Genomic DNA, 17163 nt, shown 5'->3' with positions numbered 1-17163 from the left:
GAGCGTCAGACCTCCGTCCGCAGCAGGCGCAGATACACGACCGAGAACAGCGAGCCGATCAGCAACAGCAGCAGCGCGACGGCCGTTCCGTAGCCGATCAGACTGTTCTGGAAGGCCTGTTCGTACATGAACAGCGGCAGCGTCTGGCTCCTGCCGCTCGGGCCGCCCCGGGTCATCACCCAGATCAGGCCGAAGACGGAGAGCGTCTGGAGGGTGTTGAGCATCAGATTCGTGCCGATGGAACGGCGGATCATCGGCAGCGTGACGTGCCACATGCGGCGCCAGCCGCCCGCGCCGTCCACCTCGGCCGCCTCCGTGACCTCCTGGGGGATCTCGTTGAGGGCGGCGGAGTAGACGAGCATGGAGAAGGCGGTGCCGCGCCAGACGTTGGCGAAGGACACCGCCAGGATCGGCAGCGTGAACAGCCAGTTCTGGGACGGCAGGTGCAGCTGGTCCAGGACGGCGTTGAGGGTGCCCTCGCGCCGGAAGAAGGCGTAGAGGAGGAACCCGGCGACGACCTCCGGCAGCACCCACGCCGTGATCACGATGCCCCCGGTCAGGGTGCGCACCGGCTTCGACGCCCGCTGCATGAGCGTGGCGAGCGCGAGGCCGAGGGTGTTCTGCCCGACGAGGGAGGAGATGACCGTGAACACGAGCGTGAGCCATACGGCGTTGCGGAACGCGTCGTCCCGGAAGGCCCGCCGGAAGTTGTCGAACCCGACGAACGACTCCTCGGCCTGCCCGGTCAGCTGGAGGTCGGTGAAGGCGATGACCACGCAGTAGGCGATCGGGCCGGCCAGGAAGAGGAGGAGAAGGGCGACGGCGGGGGAGAGGGGCAGGGCGCGCAGCAGGGAACGGCGCGCACGGGGCAGCGCGTCGCTCACCTCTGGACGACCTGGTGGTCGGTGGCGTCCTCGAGGGCCTCGTCGTAGCCGCGGGCCGCCTCCTCGACCGACAGGTCACCGGTCGTCACGCCCTCCATCGCCTCCTGGATGGCGGTGGACACCTTCGGATACGCCGGGTAGGCGGGCCGGTAGTGGGTGTACGGGACGAGATCGGTGAAGAACTTCGTGCCGGGCTGGGCGTTCACGTAGGAGGGGTCGTTCGCGACGTCCTCGCGGACGGCGATGCCGGAGTTGGCGATGTACCACTTCTTGGCGTTGGCCTTGGTCTGCATCGTCTTGACGAACTCGAAGGCGAGGTCGGGGTTGCCCGCCTTGGTGGGGATGGCCCAGGTCCAGCCGCCGGACATGCTCACCCTGCCGGGCGCCTGCCCGTGCTGCGTGGGCATGTGGGCGAGCCCCAGCTCCTGCGACCACTCGGGCCACTCGTGCCCGCTGCCGGGCAGCCAGTCCTGCGGCAGCCACGAGCCGTCCAGGTTGATGCCGAGCTTGCCCTGCGGGAGGAGTTCCCCGCGGACCTTGGTGCTGAAGTGGGGATCGAGGGCGTCGGAGACGTCGGGCCCGAGCTTCTCCCGGTAGACGGTCTCAACGAAGCCAAGGGAGTCCTTGAAGGCTTGGCTGCCCGCGATCCACTTCTTGCTCCCCTTGTCGTAGAGGGGGTCGGAGGTGCCGTCGTTCGTGCCGTACAGCAGCATCTGGAAGCCCTGCATGGTGGCGGCCTCGCCGGCGGGCTTGCCGGTGTAGACGTTCAGCGGGACGACGCCGGGGACCTTCTCCTTGATGGTGCGGGCGGCGGCGAGGATGTCGTCCCAGTCCTTCGGCTGCCAGTCGGCGGGCAGACCGGCCTCGGCGAAGACGTCCTTGCTGAACCAGAGCCCGCGGGTGTCGGTGCCGTCCGGCACGCCGTACGTCTTGCCGTCCTCGCCCTTGGCGGCGGCCTTGGCCGTGTCGATGAAGCGGTCCCAGTCCTTCCACTGGGCGAGGTAGGGATCGAGGGGCCTCAGATACCCGCTGGTGATGTCGGAGTTGATGAGGAAGGTGTCCTCGTAGACGAGGTCCGGCGCGGTTTTCGGGGAGCGGAGCATCTGCTGGAGCTTGGTGTAGTACTCCGAGTCCGGCGCCTTGATCGGCACGAACTCGACCTTTTTCCCCGGGTGTTCGCTCTCGAACTGCTGCTTGATGGCGGCGAGGTAGGTGTCCATCACCTTGACGGAATTGTCCGTCGACTGCTTGTAGGACACCTTGACCGTGTCCGCATCACTCCCGGAGCCACCACCGCAGGCGGTGAGGAGGCCGGCCGGGAGCAGGGTGACGGCGACGAGGAGGGCGGTACGGCGGACGGCCGGGGCGGTACGGCGGGCGGTCGGGGCGGTTGAGCGGGGGCGGGCGGCGGTGGGGCGCACGGGCACGACCTCCTACGGGCTCACGACGCTGTGGCCGGGACGGCTGCGTGGTGAACGTAAGAGGAGTGGTCTAGTCAGGTCAATGCGCGGGCGGCATTCGGATCGCGGGGGCGGGAGCTACGGCCCGTGCGGACAGGGGCGCACGCGGGGTGTGCGGCCGACGGAGGCGAGCGACCGGCTCGGATGTCAACCGCACCGCACGGCAACCGGTCCGCACCTCAGTGGGACCGGGCCCCGGTCCCCGTCCCGTCCTCCCCGGCGAGCTCCCGGACCGTGGCGAGGAAGTCCCGTACCAGCGGACTGGGCTTCTCGGCCGGCCACGCCACCGCGATCCGCAGCGGCTCGACGTCCCTGACCCGGCGCCACACCAGGTCCGGGTGCGCGTAGTAACTCGCCATCGACTCGGTGCCGAAGCAGATCGCCGAGCCGGTGGCGACGTGTTCGAGCATCTCCTCGACGTTGTCGTTCTCCGGCCCCCACCGGGGCGCCGACCCGTCCGGCCGGGGGTTCACGGCCCACCAGTCGACCCACTCCGGGGGTGCCTTGCGGGTCCACATCACCGGTTCGTCGGCCACCTCCAGTATGCCGACGTCCGCCCGGTCGGCCAGCGCGTGCGTGCGGGCCACGGCCACCCACCGCGGCTCCTCGGCGACGACCTCGGTGCGCAGCCCGGACAGGTCCGTGGGAAGCCAGACGAAGGCCACGTCGGCCAGCCCCTGCCGCAGCGCCTCGGCCTCCCCGCCCCAGTCGAACCGCTTGGGCTCGAGCGTGACGTCCGGGTGGCGGGCGGCGTAGCGGCCACGGACCCGCCTGCCGAAGGCGCCCGCGCCGGTCGCCACGAACGCCATCCGCAGCAGGCGGCTGCCGGCGGCGGCCGTGGTGCGGACGTCCCGGGTCGCGCGCGTCCAGTCGGCCACCATCTGCCGGGCCGAGGGCAGCAGCGCCTCCCCGGCCGCGGTGAGCCGCACCGCCCGGCTGGTCCGTTCGAACAGCCGGGTGCCCAGGTCCTCCTCCAGCCGCTGGATCTGACGGCTCAGCGACGGCTGGGACACGTACAGCTGCTCGGCGGCCCGGGTGAAGCTCAGGTGCTCGGCCACGGCCAGGTAGTAGCGCAGCACCCTGGTGTCGACGTCCATCACCGGCCCCCCGTCCGGGGTGTCGCATCCATGCCCGAAGCGTATGGGCACGGGTATTGGACCGCACCGCATCCCGGCTGATTCCGTTGAACCGCGCGCCGCCGGGGCCGCGTTGACGACCGCCCTCCTGGCTCGCGCGCACCTGACGGAACAGACGGGAGCGGATCCATGGGCGAATCCATGAGCAGGGCCGAGGTGCTGCGCCGCACGGGACTCGGCGCGGCCGGGCTGCTCGCCGCGTCGCTGGCCGGCACGCAGGCCGCGCAGGCGGCGCCGGGCGCGGCCGAGCACCCCAACGTACGGCTGATACGGCGGTACTACGAGGCGTACGGCTCGGGCGACCTCGAAGCCCTCCGGCCGTTCTTCGCGCCGGACATCCGGTGGACCATCCCGGGCCACCACCCACTGGCCGGCACCAAGGAAGGCGTCGAGGAAGTGCTGGCCTTCTTCCGCGAACTGGGCCGTGCCGGGTTCAAGGCGCAGACCCTGTTCCTGGCCGCGGACGGTGACTGGGTCGTCGACCTGCACCGCGGCTGGAGCACGGCACCGGCCGGTCTGGACATCACCTGGGCGCTGGCGTTCCGGATCCGCGGCCGGCGCATCGCCGAGGCGGTCAACTTCGCGGGGGACCAGCACGCGGCGGACGCGTTCTTCTGGCGCGTCTACCCGCTCGCCCCGCTGCCCGACCGTCTCACCGAACGGAGCTGACCGCCATGCGCGTATCTCAGGGACCGACCCCTGATGGACCCACTCCTCACGGATCGGCGCGGGCGTCGCGGCGCCGGCTCCTCGGGGCGACGGCGGCGGGGCTGGCGGTCGGGGCGGTGCCGCGCCCCGCCGCGGCCCGCGGCAGGGAACAGGACAGTCCGGCGGCCCAGCCCGCCGGGCGCCTCGCGGACAAGGTGGTGCTCATCACCGGGGCCACCTCCGGCATCGGCGAGGCGGCGGCCCGGCTCATGGCCGCCGAGGGGGCCCGCGTCTTCTTCTGCGGGCGCCGGGAACACCTCGGCCACCGCGTCGAAGCCGGCATCCGCGCGTCCGGCGGGGAGGCCACGTACCAGCGCGCCGACGTCCGCGAGGAGGCCGACGTCGAGAACCTGGTGGCGGCCTGCGTCAAACGGTACGGGCGCGTGGACGTCGCGTACAACAACGCGGGCGTGGAGAGCCCCCGCGCGGTGCGCCTGCACGAGCAGTCGCTGCGTGACCTGACGGACGTGTGGCGGACCAACGCCGCGGGCGTCTTCCTCGGCATGAAGTACGAGATCCCGCGGATGCTCGCTCAAGGCGGCGGCGTCATCGTCAACACCGCGTCGATCTCCGCGGAGGTCGGGTTCGCGACGATCGCCCCGTACAACGCCAGCAAGCACGCGGTGGCCTCGCTGACGAAGGTGGCCGCGCTGGAGTACGCCGCCGAAGGCGTCCGGGTGACCGCGTTCGCCCCGGGAGCCGTGGACACCCCCATGCTGCGACGGGCCGCGGAGGCCTTCGGCATGACGTACGAGGAGATCGCCCAGGCCTACCCGATCAAGCGCATCGTCCCGGCCGAGGAGATGGCGCGGGTGATGATGTGGCTCGGCTCGGCCGACGCGGCTGCCCTGGTCGGGACGGACGTCGACGTCTCCGGCGGCTACCTGACCGGATGACGCCGCACGTCCCGCGCACAGGCCGCCCGCTCCCCCCGTCTTCACTGGAGGAAGTGGTCGGCCTTCCCGGCCTTGATGTCGCGGATGAGGGTGCGGAGGGCTTCGGTGGGGTCGGTGAGGTGGTGGAACGCCCGCGGCTCGTGGAGGCCTGCGACGCGTCAGGACGACGGCGGTGGGACGGTTCTGCGGCACTCGCCCAGGCCAGCCCCAACTGGCACGCTGCGCAGTGGCGTTGACTGCCCGACGACGACGTGTGCAACGCTACCCAGGCTACGCAACGGGGCATCGGGGGAGTGGAACGCATGCCGGAGCAGGACGTCACGGTCGGGCAGTTGCTGCTGGCCGAGTACCAGACCGTCAAGGACGAGCAGAAGGCCCGCATCGGGTTCCGGGACAACCTGCTGTACGTCACGCTCGCGGTCGTGGCCGCCGTCATCGCCGCTGCGGCGCAGGCCAAGCAGCCCGCCATGCTGCTCGCGCTGCCGCCGGTGTGTCTCGTGCTCGGCTGGACCTACCTCGTCAACGACGAGAAGATCACGGCCATCGGGCACTACGTGCGAGACGAATTGGGGCCTCGACTCGCCCGACTGGCCTCCGCCGACGGGAGTTTCCCCACCTTCGGCTGGGAGGCCTACCACCGCGGCGACACTCGCCGCCGGTCCCGCAAGAGGATCCAGGCCGTGATCGACCTGACCGCGTTCTGCGGCGTGCCGCTGGCCGCGCTGGTGGTGTTCTGGGCCAGCGAGGAGGGCGGCGCGTTGCTCGTCGCGCTGTCCGTGCTGGAGGCACTCGCGGTGGCCGGCCTCGGCATCCAGGTCCTGCTGTACGCGCGAGCGCCGAGGGCGAGCAGAACTCCCGCCTGACGGCGTACCCGCGCCGACTCCCCCACCGAAGCCGCCCGAGCCCGCGCCCGGGCCGCCGAACTCGACGACGCCACCCCCTAACGCCCCCGCCCCACCCCCGAAACCCACCGATAGACCAACTCCGGCCTCCCCACCTGCCCGTACAGCGGCCTGCGTTCCGCCCGGCCCACCTCCACCAGGTGCTCCAAATACCGCCGGGCCGTAATCCGCGAAATGCCGACAGACTCCGCCAGAGCAGCGGCAGTCAGCCCCTCCTCCGCCCCCCGCAAAGCCCTCGTCACCCGCTCCAACGTAGGCGCACTCAACCCTTTCGGCAGTGCCGCCGGGCCCGGCGCCCGCAACGCCGCCAGGGCCCGGTCCACCTCCTCCTGCCCGCTCGCCTCGCCGACGGCCGCGTGGAACTCGGCGTACCGTACGAGGCGGTCCCGCAGGGTGGCGAAGGTGAACGGCTTCAGGACGTACTGGACCACCCCCAGCGACACCCCCTCCCGCACCACCGCCAGATCCCGTGCCGACGTCACCGCTATCACGTCGGCGTGGTGCCCGGCCGCCCGCAGGGAACGGGCGAGGTGCAGCCCGTGCACGTCCGGCAGGTGCAGGTCGAGCAGCAGCAGGTCGACCGGCGTGCGCTCAAGGGCCCGCCGCGCCTCCGCCCCGCTGTGCGCCTTGCCGACGGCGACGAAGCCCGGCACCCGGCCCACGTACATCACGTGCGCGTCGGCCGCGACCGGGTCGTCCTCCACGACCAGGACCCGGATGGGCTGCCCGTCCGCCCCGGCGGCCTCGCCCGTCATACGCCGGCACCCCCCGCACGGGCCGGCTCCCGCAGCGGCAGCCGCGCCTCGAACGCCGCGCCGCCGCCCTCCGCCTCCCTCACCGCGAGCGTGCCCCCGTGCCGGTGGACCGCCTGGCGGACCAGGGCCAGGCCCAGGCCGCGTCCGCCGGGGCCCGCCGGCTTGGTGGAGAAGCCGCGCCGGAACACCTCCTCCGCGTGCGCCGGGTCCACGCCGGACCCGGTGTCGGCCACCCGCAGCAGCAGCTCCGCGCCCTCCGCCCGCTCCCCGCCCCGCGTGTACGCCGTCACCGTCACCCGGGCCCGGGCGCTGCCCTGCGCCGCGTCCACCGCGTTGTCGATCAGGTTGCCGAGGATGGTCACCAGGTCCCGGGCGGGCAGGCCGGCCGGGAGCAGGCTGTCGTCCAGGTGGCTGTCCTCGGACACCTCCAGCTCCACGCCCCGCTCGTTGGCCTGGGCCGTCTTGCCGAGCAGCAGCGCGGCGAGGACCGGCTCGCTCACCGCCGCCACCACCTGATCCGTGAGCGCCTGCGCCAGTTCCAGCTCCGCCGTCGCGAAGTCCACGGCCTCCTCCGCCCGGCCCAGCTCGATCAGCGAGACGACGGTGTGCAGCCGGTTCGCCGCCTCGTGCGCCTGCGAGCGCAGCGCCTGCGTGAAACCGCGCTCGGAGTCCAGCTCGCCCATCAGGGACTGGAGTTCCGTCACGTCGCGCAGGGTGACGACCGTGCCGCGCCGCTCGCCGCCCGACACCTGAGAGGTGTTCACCACCAGCACCCGGTCCGCCGTCAGGTGCACCTCGTCCATCCGCGGCTGCGACGCCAGCAGCGCGCCCGTCAGCGGTGCCGGCAGCCCCAGCTCCGCCACCGACCTGCCCACCACCTCGCCGGACACCCCCAGCAGCTCCCGTCCGCCGTCGTTGATCAGCGCCACACGGTACTGCCCGTCCAGCATCAGCAACCCCTCGCGCACCGCGTGCAGGGCCGCCTGGTGGTAGTCGTGCATCCGGCTCAGCTCGGCCGCGTTCATGCCGTGCGTGTGGCGGCGCAGCCGGGCGTTGATGACGTACGTGCCGACCGCGCCGAGCAGCAGCGCGCCCGCCGCGACGCCGACCAGCGCCGTCAGCTGGCCCCGTACCCGCCGGCTGATCGCGTCGACCCGGATGCCCGCGCTGACCAGTCCGACGATGCGGTCGCCGTCCCGGACCGGGGTGACCGCCCGCACGGACGGGCCGAGCGTGCCGGTGTAGGTCTCGGTGAAGGTGCGGCCCGCGAGAGCAGGCGCCGTGTGGCCCCGGAAGCGCTGCCCTATCTGCTCGGGGTCGGGGTGGGTCCAGCGGATGCCCCGCGGGTTCATGATCGTGACGAAGTCGACCTCGGCGTGCCGCACCACCCGCTGCGCGTACGGCTGGAGCACGGCCGACGGGTCGGCGGTGCGGATCGCCTCCCGCACCGACGGCGATTCCGCGACCGTACGCGCCACCGCCGTGGCCTGCCGGCCGGCCGCCTCCTGCGCCTGGCTGCGGTCGCCCGCGTAGGTGAACAGCGCGTACCCGGCGACGACGACCGCGATCAGCACGGCCTGCATCGCGAAGAGCTGGCCGGCCAGGGAGCGGGGCCGGGGGACGGGGATGCGCATGCCGTCAGTGTGCCTCCCCGTCCTGCGGTGAACGATCCGGCGGTGAACTAAATGAACGGAAGGGTGACCGCACTCACAGCCCACGACATAGTCACGGCATTCCCCGACCACCCCCGGGCGTGAGCCGCACGCCGGTAATGCCGACGACGTCGCCAAGGAGGGCCGCCGTGACCAGCGCAGCCGATACGGCACCTGCCGCACCCCGCGCCAAGCGGGACCGCACCCACTATCTGTACATCGCGGTGATCGTCGCGGTCGCCCTCGGTATCGCCGTGGGGCTGATCGCTCCCGACTTCGCGGTGGAGCTGAAGCCGATCGGCACCGGCTTCGTGAACCTGATCAAGATGATGATCTCGCCGATCATCTTCTGCACCATCGTGCTGGGCATCGGCTCGGTGCGGAAGGCCGCGAAGGTCGGCGCCGTGGGCGGTATCGCCCTGGTGTACTTCCTGGTGATGTCGCTGGTGGCGCTGGGCATCGGCCTGGTGGTGGGCAACCTCCTGGAGCCGGGCACCGGCCTCGCGATCACCGACGCGGTGAAGGAGACCGGCCACGCGCAGGTCGACGCCGAGGCCAAGAGCACCACCGACTTCCTGCTCGGCATCATCCCGACGACCATCGTGTCCGCGTTCACCGAGGGCGAGGTCCTGCAGACCCTCCTCATCGCCCTGCTGTGCGGGTTCGCGCTTCAGGCCATGGGCCGGGCCGGGCAGCCCGTCCTGCGCGGCATCGAGCACATCCAGCGGCTCGTCTTCCGCATCCTCGCCATGATCATGTGGGCCGCCCCGGTCGGCGCGTTCGGCGCCATGGCCGCCGTCACCGGCTCGGCCGGCCTCGACGCGCTCAAGAGCCTCGCCGTCCTGATGCTCGGCTTCTACGTCACCTGCGTGCTGTTCGTCTTCGTCGTGCTCGGCGTGCTGCTGCGGGTCGTCTCCGGTCTGAACATCCTCACGCTGTTCAAGTACCTGGGCCGCGAGTTCCTGCTGATCCTGTCCACGTCCTCGTCGGAGTCCGCGCTGCCGCGGCTCATCGCGAAGATGGAGCACCTGGGCGTCAGCAAGCCGGTGGTCGGCATCACCGTCCCGACCGGGTACTCCTTCAACCTCGACGGCACCATGATCTACATGACGATGGCCTCGCTGTTCATCGCCGACGCCATGGGTACGCCGATGTCGGTCGGCGAGCAGATCCCGCTGCTGCTGTTCCTGCTGGTCGCCTCGAAGGGCGCGGCCGGTGTCACCGGTGCCGGTCTCGCCACCCTGGCCGGCGGCCTGCAGTCGCACAAGCCGGCCCTCGTGGACGGCATCGGCCTGATCGTCGGCATCGACCGCTTCATGAGCGAGGCCCGCGCCCTGACCAACTTCGCGGGCAACGCCGTCGCCACGGTCCTGATCGGCACCTGGACCAAGGAGATCGACAAGGAGCGCGTCGGTGCGGTCCTCGCCGGGCGCGTCCCGTTCGACGAGGAGACCCTGCTGGACGACGGCCACGGCGGCGCGGACGGTCCCGACGCCCACCCGCACGCGGGCCTGCCCGGCCGGGGCGACGGCGAGAAGCACCTGACCAAGGCCTGACCGAGCCGCACACCGGAACCCCGTCGAGGCGCCCGCACCCCGCCTCGGCCGCGGCCGAGCCCGCGCCCGGCTCCGGCCCGTCCCTCCCGGACCTCCGTGGACCCGCGCCTGAACCGCGGGTCCACGGAGGTCCGTCCCGCGCACCGGTCCAGCCCCTGCGCCCGGCCGACGGCACAGAGAAATCCCCCGGACGCAATTGCGTCCGGGGGATTTCCCTGCGTATATTCAATGATTCGTGACTTCGCATGAAGGGCGCCTTAATGACGTCATGCATATGGTCACGGAGAAGTTCACTGGGCAAAGTATATCCGGGCGGGAGCGGAATTGTCAAACACCGAATTTCCGGACGATGAATTGCGGCACGAGCAGGAATTCATCGACGGGCTCTACGCACGCGTGGACGCGCTGCGTGGCGACACCGAGTCCTCCCTCACGGACGCGCTCGCGCAGGGCAACACCCCCCAGCAGGCCAGGCTGGAACGGGACATCCTGGTCGCCGAGCGCTCCGGGCTGCTCGCCGCGCTGAACGCGGTCGACGGCTCCCTGTGCTTCGGCCGCCTCGACCTGACCTCCGGGATCACCCACCACATCGGCCGGATCGGGCTGCGCGCCGACGACGCCGAGCGCACGCCCGTCCTCATCGACTGGCGCGCCGACGTCGCCCGCCCCTTCTACCTGGCCACCGGGCACACCCCGATGGGCCTCAGGCGCCGGCGGCACATCTCCACCGACGGGCGCCGCGTCACCGGCCTGCACGACGAGATCCTCGACCTCGGCGACCACACCCGCACCGGGCACGAGGACCCGTCCGGCGACGCCGTGCTGCTCGCCGCCCTGAACTCCGCCCGCACCGGCCGCATGGGCGACATCGTGCGGACCATCCAGGCCGACCAGGACCGCATCATCCGCGCACCGCACCGCGGGGTGCTCGTCGTCGAGGGCGGCCCCGGCACCGGCAAGACCGCCGTCGCCCTGCACCGCGCCGCCTACCTGCTGTACGAGCACCGGGAACTGCTCGCCAAGCGGGCCGTGCTGATCGTCGGCCCGAACCCCGCCTTCCTCGGCTACATCGGCGAGGTACTGCCCTCCCTCGGCGAGACCGGCGTACTGCTCGCGACGGTCGGCGAACTGTTCCCCGGCGTTAAGGCCACGGCGACGGACCCGCCCGAGGCCGCCGCCGTGAAGGGCCGCGCCGGCATGGCGGACGTCCTCGCCGCGGTCGTCCGCAGCCGGCAGGCGCTGCCCGACCCGGTGATCGCCATCGAGCACGACCGCGAGATCCTGATGCTGGACGAGGGCCTGGTGAGCGTCGCCCGCGACCGCACCCGCGCCGCGAAGCTGCCGCACAACACGGCCCGCGAGCACTTCGAGGGACACATCCTCAACACGCTCACCGACCTGTACGCCGAGCGCATCGGCACCGACCCCTTCGACGGCTCCAGCCTGCTGGGCGCCGGCGACATCACGCAGATCCGCGACGAACTCGCCGAGAACCCCGAGGTCTGGGCCGCCGTCGACCAACTGTGGCCCCGGCTCACCCCGCAGCGCCTCGTCGCCGACTTCCTCGCCGCGCCCGAGGAGTTCCTCAGCGCCGAGGACGCCGCCGCCGTCCGCCGCCCGGTGACTCGGCGGTGGACCGTCGCGGACGTGCCGCTGCTGGACGAGGCCGCCGAACTCCTCGGCGAGGACGACCGCCTGGCACGCGAGCACGCCGAGCGGGAACGGGAGACACAGGTCGCCTACGCGCAGGGCGTGCTCGACGTGTCGTACGCGTCGCGCACCTACGAGTTCGACGACAAGGGCGACGAGGACTCGGAGGTGCTGTCCGCCCACGACATCATCGACGCCGAGCGGTTCGCCGAGCGCCACGAGGAGGAGGACCGGCGCAGCGCCGCCGAGCGCGCCGCCGCCGACCGTACCTGGGCGTTCGGGCACATCATCGTGGACGAGGCGCAGGAGCTGTCCCCGATGGCGTGGCGGCTGCTGATGCGGCGCAGCCCGACCCGCTCGATGACGCTGGTCGGCGACCCGGCGCAGACCGCCGAGGCCGCCGGGGTCGGCGCGTGGGACAGGATCCTCCAGCCCTATGTCGAGGACCGCTGGGTCCACACCCGGCTCGCCGTCAACTACCGCACGCCCGCCGAGATCATGGACCTCGCGGCAGCGGTCGTGCGCGCCGAGCATCCCGGCTTCGAACCGCCCGGTTCGGTGCGGTCCACGGGCGTACGGCCCTGGATCCGCCACCGGCGACCTGCCCGGCGCCGTCGCCGAGGCCGTCGCGGAGCTCACCCCCGACGAGGGACGCCTCGCGGTCATCGCCCCGCGCGACCTGCACCGCCGCCTGGCCGCCCGGCTGGACGGCGTGACGGCCGGCGCCGAGCCCGACCTGACGCACACGGTCGTGCTGCTCGACCCGCGCCAGGCCAAGGGCCTGGAGTTCGACTCGGTCCTGGTGGTCGAGCCCGGCCGCTACGGCACGAGCGACCTGTACGTGGCACTGACCCGGGCCACGCAGCGACTCGGCGTGCTGCACACGGGCGACCTGCCCGGCGCTCTCGCGGAGGCGGCGGCCCGGGACTGACCCCGGACGACGGTGACGCACTCGCCGCGGGGCACGCGACCGCCCTCGTCCCCTGGGACGACGGGCGTCGCGTGCCCACCCGACGGTGACTGCTACGCCGGGCGCAGCCAGATCGTCGACAGGGGCGGCAGGGTCAGGCGGATGCTCGCCGGGCGGCCGTGCCAGGCCTGCGGCTCCGGCTTGACCGGGTGGGGGTTGGTGACGCCGCTGCCGCCGTACTGTTCCGCGTCGGTGGTGAGGACCTCGTGCCAGGCCGGCACGTCGTCCGGGACGCCGATCCGGTAGTCCGGCCGGACCACCGCCGCGAAGTGGGACACCACCAGCAGCGGCGCGCCCTCGGCGTCGTACCGCAGGAACGCGAAGACGTTGTCGTCGGCCGCGTCCCCGACCACCCACTCGAAGCCGGACGGGTGCGTGTCGCACTCCCACAGCGCCGGGACGTCGCGGTACACGGCGTTCAGGTCCCGCACCAGGTCCCGCACGCCCCGGTGCTCCGCCTCCGCCTCGTAGTTCGGGTCGAGGAGCCACCAGTCGGGGCCGTGCGCCTCGGACCACTCGGCGCCCTGCGCGAACTCCTGCCCCATGAACAGCAGTTGCTTGCCGGGGTGGGCCCACATGTAACCGAGGTAGGCGCGGTGGTTGGCGCGCTGCTGCCACCAGTCGCCCGGCATCTTCGACACCAGCGACCGCTTGCCGTGCACCACCTCGTCGTGCGATATCGGCAGGACGTAGTTCTCGCTGTACGCGTACACCATCGAGAAGGTCATTTCGTGGTGGTGGTACTTGCGGTGCACGGGCTCCTTGGACATGTACTCCAGGGAGTCGTGCATCCAGCCCATGTTCCACTTCAGTCCGAAGCCGAGCCCGCCGAAGCCGCTCGGGCCCTGGTGGTGCGTGGCCCGCGTGACGCCGTCCCAGGCCGTCGACTCCTCCGCGATCGTCACCACGCCCGGCACCCGCCGGTACACCGTCGCGTTCATTTCCTGGAGGAACGCCACCGCGTCCAGGTTCTCCCGGCCGCCGTGCTCGTTCGGTGTCCACTGGCCCGGCTCGCGCGAGTAGTCGAGGTAGAGCATCGAGGCGACCGCGTCCACGCGCAGCCCGTCGATGTGGAACTCCTCGCACCAGTACAGGGCGTTCGCCACCAGGAAGTTGCGCACCTCGCGCCGGCCGAAGTCGAACTCCAGCGTGCCCCAGTCGGGGTGGGCCGCCCGCAGCGGGTCCGAGTGCTCGTACAGCGGACGTCCGTCGAACTCGGCGAGCGCCCACGCGTCGCGCGGGAAGTGCGCGGGCACCCAGTCCATCAGCACCCCGATGCCGGCCTGGTGCAGCGAGTCGACCAGGAACCGGAAGTCGTCGGGCGTGCCGAGCCGGGCCGTCGGCGCGTAGAAGCCGGTGACCTGGTAGCCCCAGGAGCCGCCGAAGGGATGCTCGGCGACCGGCATCAGCTCCACGTGCGTGAAGCCCAGGTCCTTGAGGTACGCGGGCAGCTGCTCTGCGAGCTGACGGTACGTCAGCCCCGGTCGCCAGGACGCGAGATGCAGCTCGTAGATCGACATCGGGGCCTCGTGCGCGGGCCTGTCCGCGCGGTGCGCCAGCCACTCCCCGTCGCCCCACTCGTAGGCGGAGGACGTCACGATCGACGCCGTCGCGGGCGGCTCCTCCGTGCGGCGCGCCATCGGGTCGGCCTTCAGGACGTGCGAGCCGTCGGGCCGGGTGATGTCGAACTTGTACAGCTCGCCCTCGCCGATCCCCGGCACGAACAGCTCCCACACACCGGTCCCACCGAGCGAGCGCATCGGGAACCCGGTGCCGTCCCAGAAGTTGAAGGTGCCGGCCACCCGCACGCCCCGCGCGTTCGGCGCCCACACCGAGAAGCGGGTGCCGGGCACGCCCTGGTGCGTCATGGGGTGCGCACCGAGCACCGTCCACAGCTGCTCGTGGCGGCCCTCGCCGATCAGGTGCAGGTCGAGCTCGCCGAGCGTGGGCAGGAAGCGGTAGGCGTCCTCGGTCTCCTGGACCGCCCCCTCGTACGTCACCAGCAGCCGGTACTCCGGCACGTCCTCCAGCGGCAGCAGTCCCGAGAAGAAGCCGTCCCCGTCGTCGTGCAGCTCGGTCCGCAGGTCCCCGGCGACGACGGTCACCGCCAGCGCGTACGGCCGGAAGGCCCGCACGGCGACACCCCCACCGGGCAGCGGATGGGCGCCGAGCACGGAGTGCGGGGCGTGATGGGTTCCGGCGAGCAGCCGGTCCCGGTCGGCGGCGGTGACGGCGGGGGAGAGCACGACGTCCATCTCCGGCGGGGTGAGCGGGGTGACGGCGGCCGGGGCGGCCTCGGCGGGGGACGTGCCGACGGCACCGGCACGCGCGGCGGGGGTCTGCTCGGGGGAGATCCGCGCCACGGCCTTCTTGCCCGCGGTCTTCTTGCCTGCGGTCTTCTTCGCCACGGTCTTCTTCGCCCCGGTCTTGGCGGCCCCTGCGGCCACGGCCTTCTCGGCCACAGTCTTCTTGCCCGGGGCCTTCTTGGCCACGGCCTTCTCGGCGACAGTCTTCTTGCCCGCCGCCTTCTTGGCGACAGCCTTCTTCGCCACGGCCTTCTTCGCCACGGTCTTCTTGGCGACGGCCTTCTTGGCCGAGGCCTCCTTCGCCACGGTCTTCTTCGCGGGAGCGGGTGCGGCGGCGGCCTGTTTCGCCACCGTCTTCTTCGCGGCCGTGGCCGCCTGCGTCGCGGCCTTCGCGGCGTTCGTCTGCTCGGCCGTCTTCTTCGGGTCCGAACCGCTGGACGGGAGTCGCGGGGTCACGGGCGGAGCCTCCTCGGCGAAGTCACATCAGGTCAGTACCGTCGGGCGCGGCCAGCCGCCGTATCGCGGACAGCGGTACCGGCAGCCAGTCGGGGCGGTGCCGGGCCTCGTAGACGACCTCGTAGACCGCCTTGTCCGTCTCGTAGGCCCGCAGCAGCACGGGATCGGTGCGCGGGTCGCGGCCCGCGACGTCCGCGTACCCGGTGCAGTACGCGGCCCGGCACATCCGGGCCCACTCCGGGGCGGGCGGGTCGGCCGACTGCGCGGCGTAGTCGAAGGACCGGAGCATGCCGGCGATGTCCCGCTCGGTGGGCTGCGGCATGCGCCGCTCGGCCATCGGCTTCGACGGCTCGCCCTCGAAGTCGATCAGCCACCACTGGCCCGACGGCGAGCGCAGGCACTGCCCGAGGTGCAGATCGCCGTGGACGCGCTGCGCGGTCCAGGTGCGGCCCTCGGCGGCCAGATCGCCCAGCGCCTCGTAGGCCGAGTGCAGGCCCGCCGAGTAGGGGCGCAGCGTGGGCACCGCCTGGACGGCGTCCTCCAGGCGCTCGATCATGCCGTCGACCAGGGCCTGGATCTGACTGTGCCCGAGGGTGGCGGTCGGCAGGGCGTCGGCGAGCGCCGTGTGCACCTCGGCCGTCGCGCGCCCCAGCTCCCGGGCCGCGGCGGAGAAGTCCTCGCCCTTGGCCAGCCGGCGCAGCGCCAGCTCCCAGCCGTCGGCCGCGCCCCGCACGAACGGCTGGAGGACGCCGAGGACGTACGGCTCGTCGCCGAGGTCCGCGACCATCCAGGCCGCAGGGGCGGGGACCCGGGGGTTGCCGCGCCGGGCCAGCGCCAGCGGCAGTTCCAGGTCGGGATTGATGCCGGGCACGATCCGGCGCAGCAGCTTCAGGATGAGGGTGTCGCCGTAGACGACGGACGAGTTCGACTGCTCGGCGGTCATCACGCGCGGGACCAGACCGGGCCGTATCTCCGCGTCCGGGTCCCGCTCGAAGCGGAGCCCGCCGATGCGTGCCCGGGTGCGCATGGCCTCCAGGAGCAGCTCGGCGGGCCGCGGGTCGTGGAGGGCGTCGTAGATCGTGTGTCCGGTCAGCGGTCCCTCGGTGACGTGTCCGATCAGCGCGGGCGCCAGCCGGGGCGGCAGCGCCTCGCGCATTCCTATGAGCAACTGGTAGCAGTCGCCCGGGCCGCCGGGGGCGCTGTGCCCGGGCACGAGCGGCTGCTGGGCCCGGACCAGCAGGTGGTACAGGCCGAGCCGGGAACTGGCCGGCAGCAGCTCGGTGGCCGATACCAGGGTGAACCCGGTGACGGGGCGCCCCTTGCCCGCGAACCAGCGCTGCCGCGGCAGCCACTCCCGCAGCAGAGGGTCCAGTGACGCAAGGAGGCCGGGCGGTGTGGTGAGGGTACGGGTGACGGCTTCCGACATGGCGTCGCGTCCTTTCCCCGGGTCGTCGGGGTGTTACTGATGCGTGCCCCGGGCGGAGCGGGAGAAACGCTTCGCCCCGCCCGGGGTCCGAGATGTGCGCCACGTGCTCCTGTGTTACGGCGGCCCCTGCGCGGCCCCCGCACGGTCCCTACGCGGGCTCTTCACGCAGCCGGAACCAGTAGAAGCCGTGACCACCGAGCGTGAGCAGGTACGGCAGGTCACCGACGGCCGGGAAGCGCACCCCGCCGAACAGCTCGACCGGGTGCCGCCCGTGGAACTGGCTGAGGTCCAGCTCCGTGGGCTGTGCGAAGCGGGAGAAGTTGTGGACGCACAGCACGAGGTCGTCCTCGTATTCGCGCAGGAAGGCGAGGACGGCCGGGTTGGAGGAGGGCAGTTCGGTGTAGGA

At 72.2% G+C, this 17163-nt stretch carries 12 protein-coding genes and 1 pseudogene; 5 read left to right on the top strand and 8 right to left on the bottom strand.

Features of this window, described 5'->3' with window-relative positions; translation table 11 throughout:
- Positions 1 to 5: 5 nt before the first annotated feature.
- The 3 genes from AB0M97_RS27980 to AB0M97_RS27970 all read right to left on the bottom strand — a co-directional run bounded on the left by AB0M97_RS27980 (position 6) and on the right by AB0M97_RS27970 (position 3441).
- On the bottom strand, positions 6 to 884 hold the full coding sequence (locus AB0M97_RS27980; RefSeq protein WP_365963755.1) for a sugar ABC transporter permease: 879 nt from the start codon (positions 882 to 884) through the stop codon (positions 6 to 8).
- Entirely contained in the window at positions 881 to 2209 is a 1329-nt protein-coding gene (locus tag AB0M97_RS27975; protein WP_365963776.1) for an extracellular solute-binding protein, read from the bottom strand. The genes AB0M97_RS27980 and AB0M97_RS27975 overlap by 4 nt, the downstream gene beginning before the upstream one ends.
- A 314-nt stretch (positions 2210 to 2523) precedes the next feature.
- Entirely contained in the window at positions 2524 to 3441 is a 918-nt protein-coding gene (locus tag AB0M97_RS27970; protein WP_365963754.1) for a LysR family transcriptional regulator, read from the bottom strand.
- A 168-nt stretch (positions 3442 to 3609) separates the two neighbouring features.
- Here AB0M97_RS27970 and AB0M97_RS27965 point away from each other — a divergent pair, with 168 nt between their 5' ends.
- The 3 genes from AB0M97_RS27965 to AB0M97_RS27955 all read left to right on the top strand — a co-directional run bounded on the left by AB0M97_RS27965 (position 3610) and on the right by AB0M97_RS27955 (position 5947).
- On the top strand, positions 3610 to 4149 hold the full coding sequence (locus tag AB0M97_RS27965) for a nuclear transport factor 2 family protein (protein WP_365963753.1): 540 nt from the start codon (positions 3610 to 3612) through the stop codon (positions 4147 to 4149).
- A gap of 116 nt (positions 4150 to 4265) precedes the next feature.
- The gene (locus tag AB0M97_RS27960; protein ID WP_365963752.1) at positions 4266 to 5084 is read left to right on the top strand and encodes an SDR family NAD(P)-dependent oxidoreductase; all 819 of its coding nucleotides are present in this window, start codon (positions 4266 to 4268) and stop codon (positions 5082 to 5084) included.
- A gap of 302 nt (positions 5085 to 5386) precedes the next feature.
- The gene (locus AB0M97_RS27955; RefSeq protein WP_365963751.1) at positions 5387 to 5947 is read left to right on the top strand and encodes a hypothetical protein; all 561 of its coding nucleotides are present in this window, start codon (positions 5387 to 5389) and stop codon (positions 5945 to 5947) included.
- Between the two features lie 77 nt (positions 5948 to 6024).
- On the opposite strand, the gene AB0M97_RS27950 is transcribed toward AB0M97_RS27955, so the two are convergent.
- Positions 6025 to 6741 carry a response regulator gene (locus AB0M97_RS27950; protein WP_365963750.1) on the bottom strand — a complete coding sequence of 239 codons (717 nt, stop codon included), beginning with the start codon at positions 6739 to 6741 and terminating at the stop codon, positions 6025 to 6027.
- Positions 6738 to 8375 (bottom strand): sensor histidine kinase, encoded by a 1638-nt coding sequence (locus AB0M97_RS27945; RefSeq protein ID WP_365963749.1) that lies wholly within the window; start codon positions 8373 to 8375, stop codon positions 6738 to 6740. Before AB0M97_RS27945 ends, AB0M97_RS27950 begins: the two co-directional genes overlap by 4 nt.
- Before the next feature lie 167 nt (positions 8376 to 8542).
- On the opposite strand from AB0M97_RS27945, the gene AB0M97_RS27940 reads away from it, so the two are divergent.
- Both AB0M97_RS27940 and AB0M97_RS27935 read left to right on the top strand, forming a co-directional pair.
- Positions 8543 to 9949 (top strand): cation:dicarboxylase symporter family transporter, encoded by a 1407-nt coding sequence (locus AB0M97_RS27940; protein WP_365963748.1) that lies wholly within the window; start codon positions 8543 to 8545, stop codon positions 9947 to 9949.
- Positions 9950 to 10303: 354 nt separating this feature from the next.
- A pseudogene (locus AB0M97_RS27935) lies at positions 10304 to 12530 on the top strand (ATP-dependent DNA helicase).
- 92 nt (positions 12531 to 12622) lie between these two features.
- On the opposite strand, the gene glgB reads toward AB0M97_RS27935, so the two are convergent.
- From glgB to AB0M97_RS27920, 3 genes are all read right to left on the bottom strand, one after another.
- Positions 12623 to 15331 carry a 1,4-alpha-glucan branching enzyme gene (glgB, locus tag AB0M97_RS27930; protein WP_365963747.1) on the bottom strand — a complete coding sequence of 903 codons (2709 nt, stop codon included), beginning with the start codon at positions 15329 to 15331 and terminating at the stop codon, positions 12623 to 12625.
- A 22-nt stretch (positions 15332 to 15353) separates the two neighbouring features.
- Positions 15354 to 16757 carry a maltokinase gene (locus AB0M97_RS27925; protein ID WP_365963746.1) on the bottom strand — a complete coding sequence of 468 codons (1404 nt, stop codon included), beginning with the start codon at positions 16755 to 16757 and terminating at the stop codon, positions 15354 to 15356.
- 148 nt (positions 16758 to 16905) lie between these two features.
- Positions 16906 to 17163 (bottom strand): alpha-glucosidase C-terminal domain-containing protein (locus AB0M97_RS27920; RefSeq protein ID WP_365963745.1); only part of this gene is annotated, 258 nt, incomplete at its 5' end.

The sequence above is a fragment of the Streptomyces sp. NPDC051207 genome (genome assembly GCF_040682395.1).
Lineage (GTDB): Bacteria > Actinomycetota > Actinomycetes > Streptomycetales > Streptomycetaceae > Streptomyces.
Note: the sequence above shows the minus strand (reverse complement) of the source record. Positions and strands in the feature narration are given on the sequence as shown.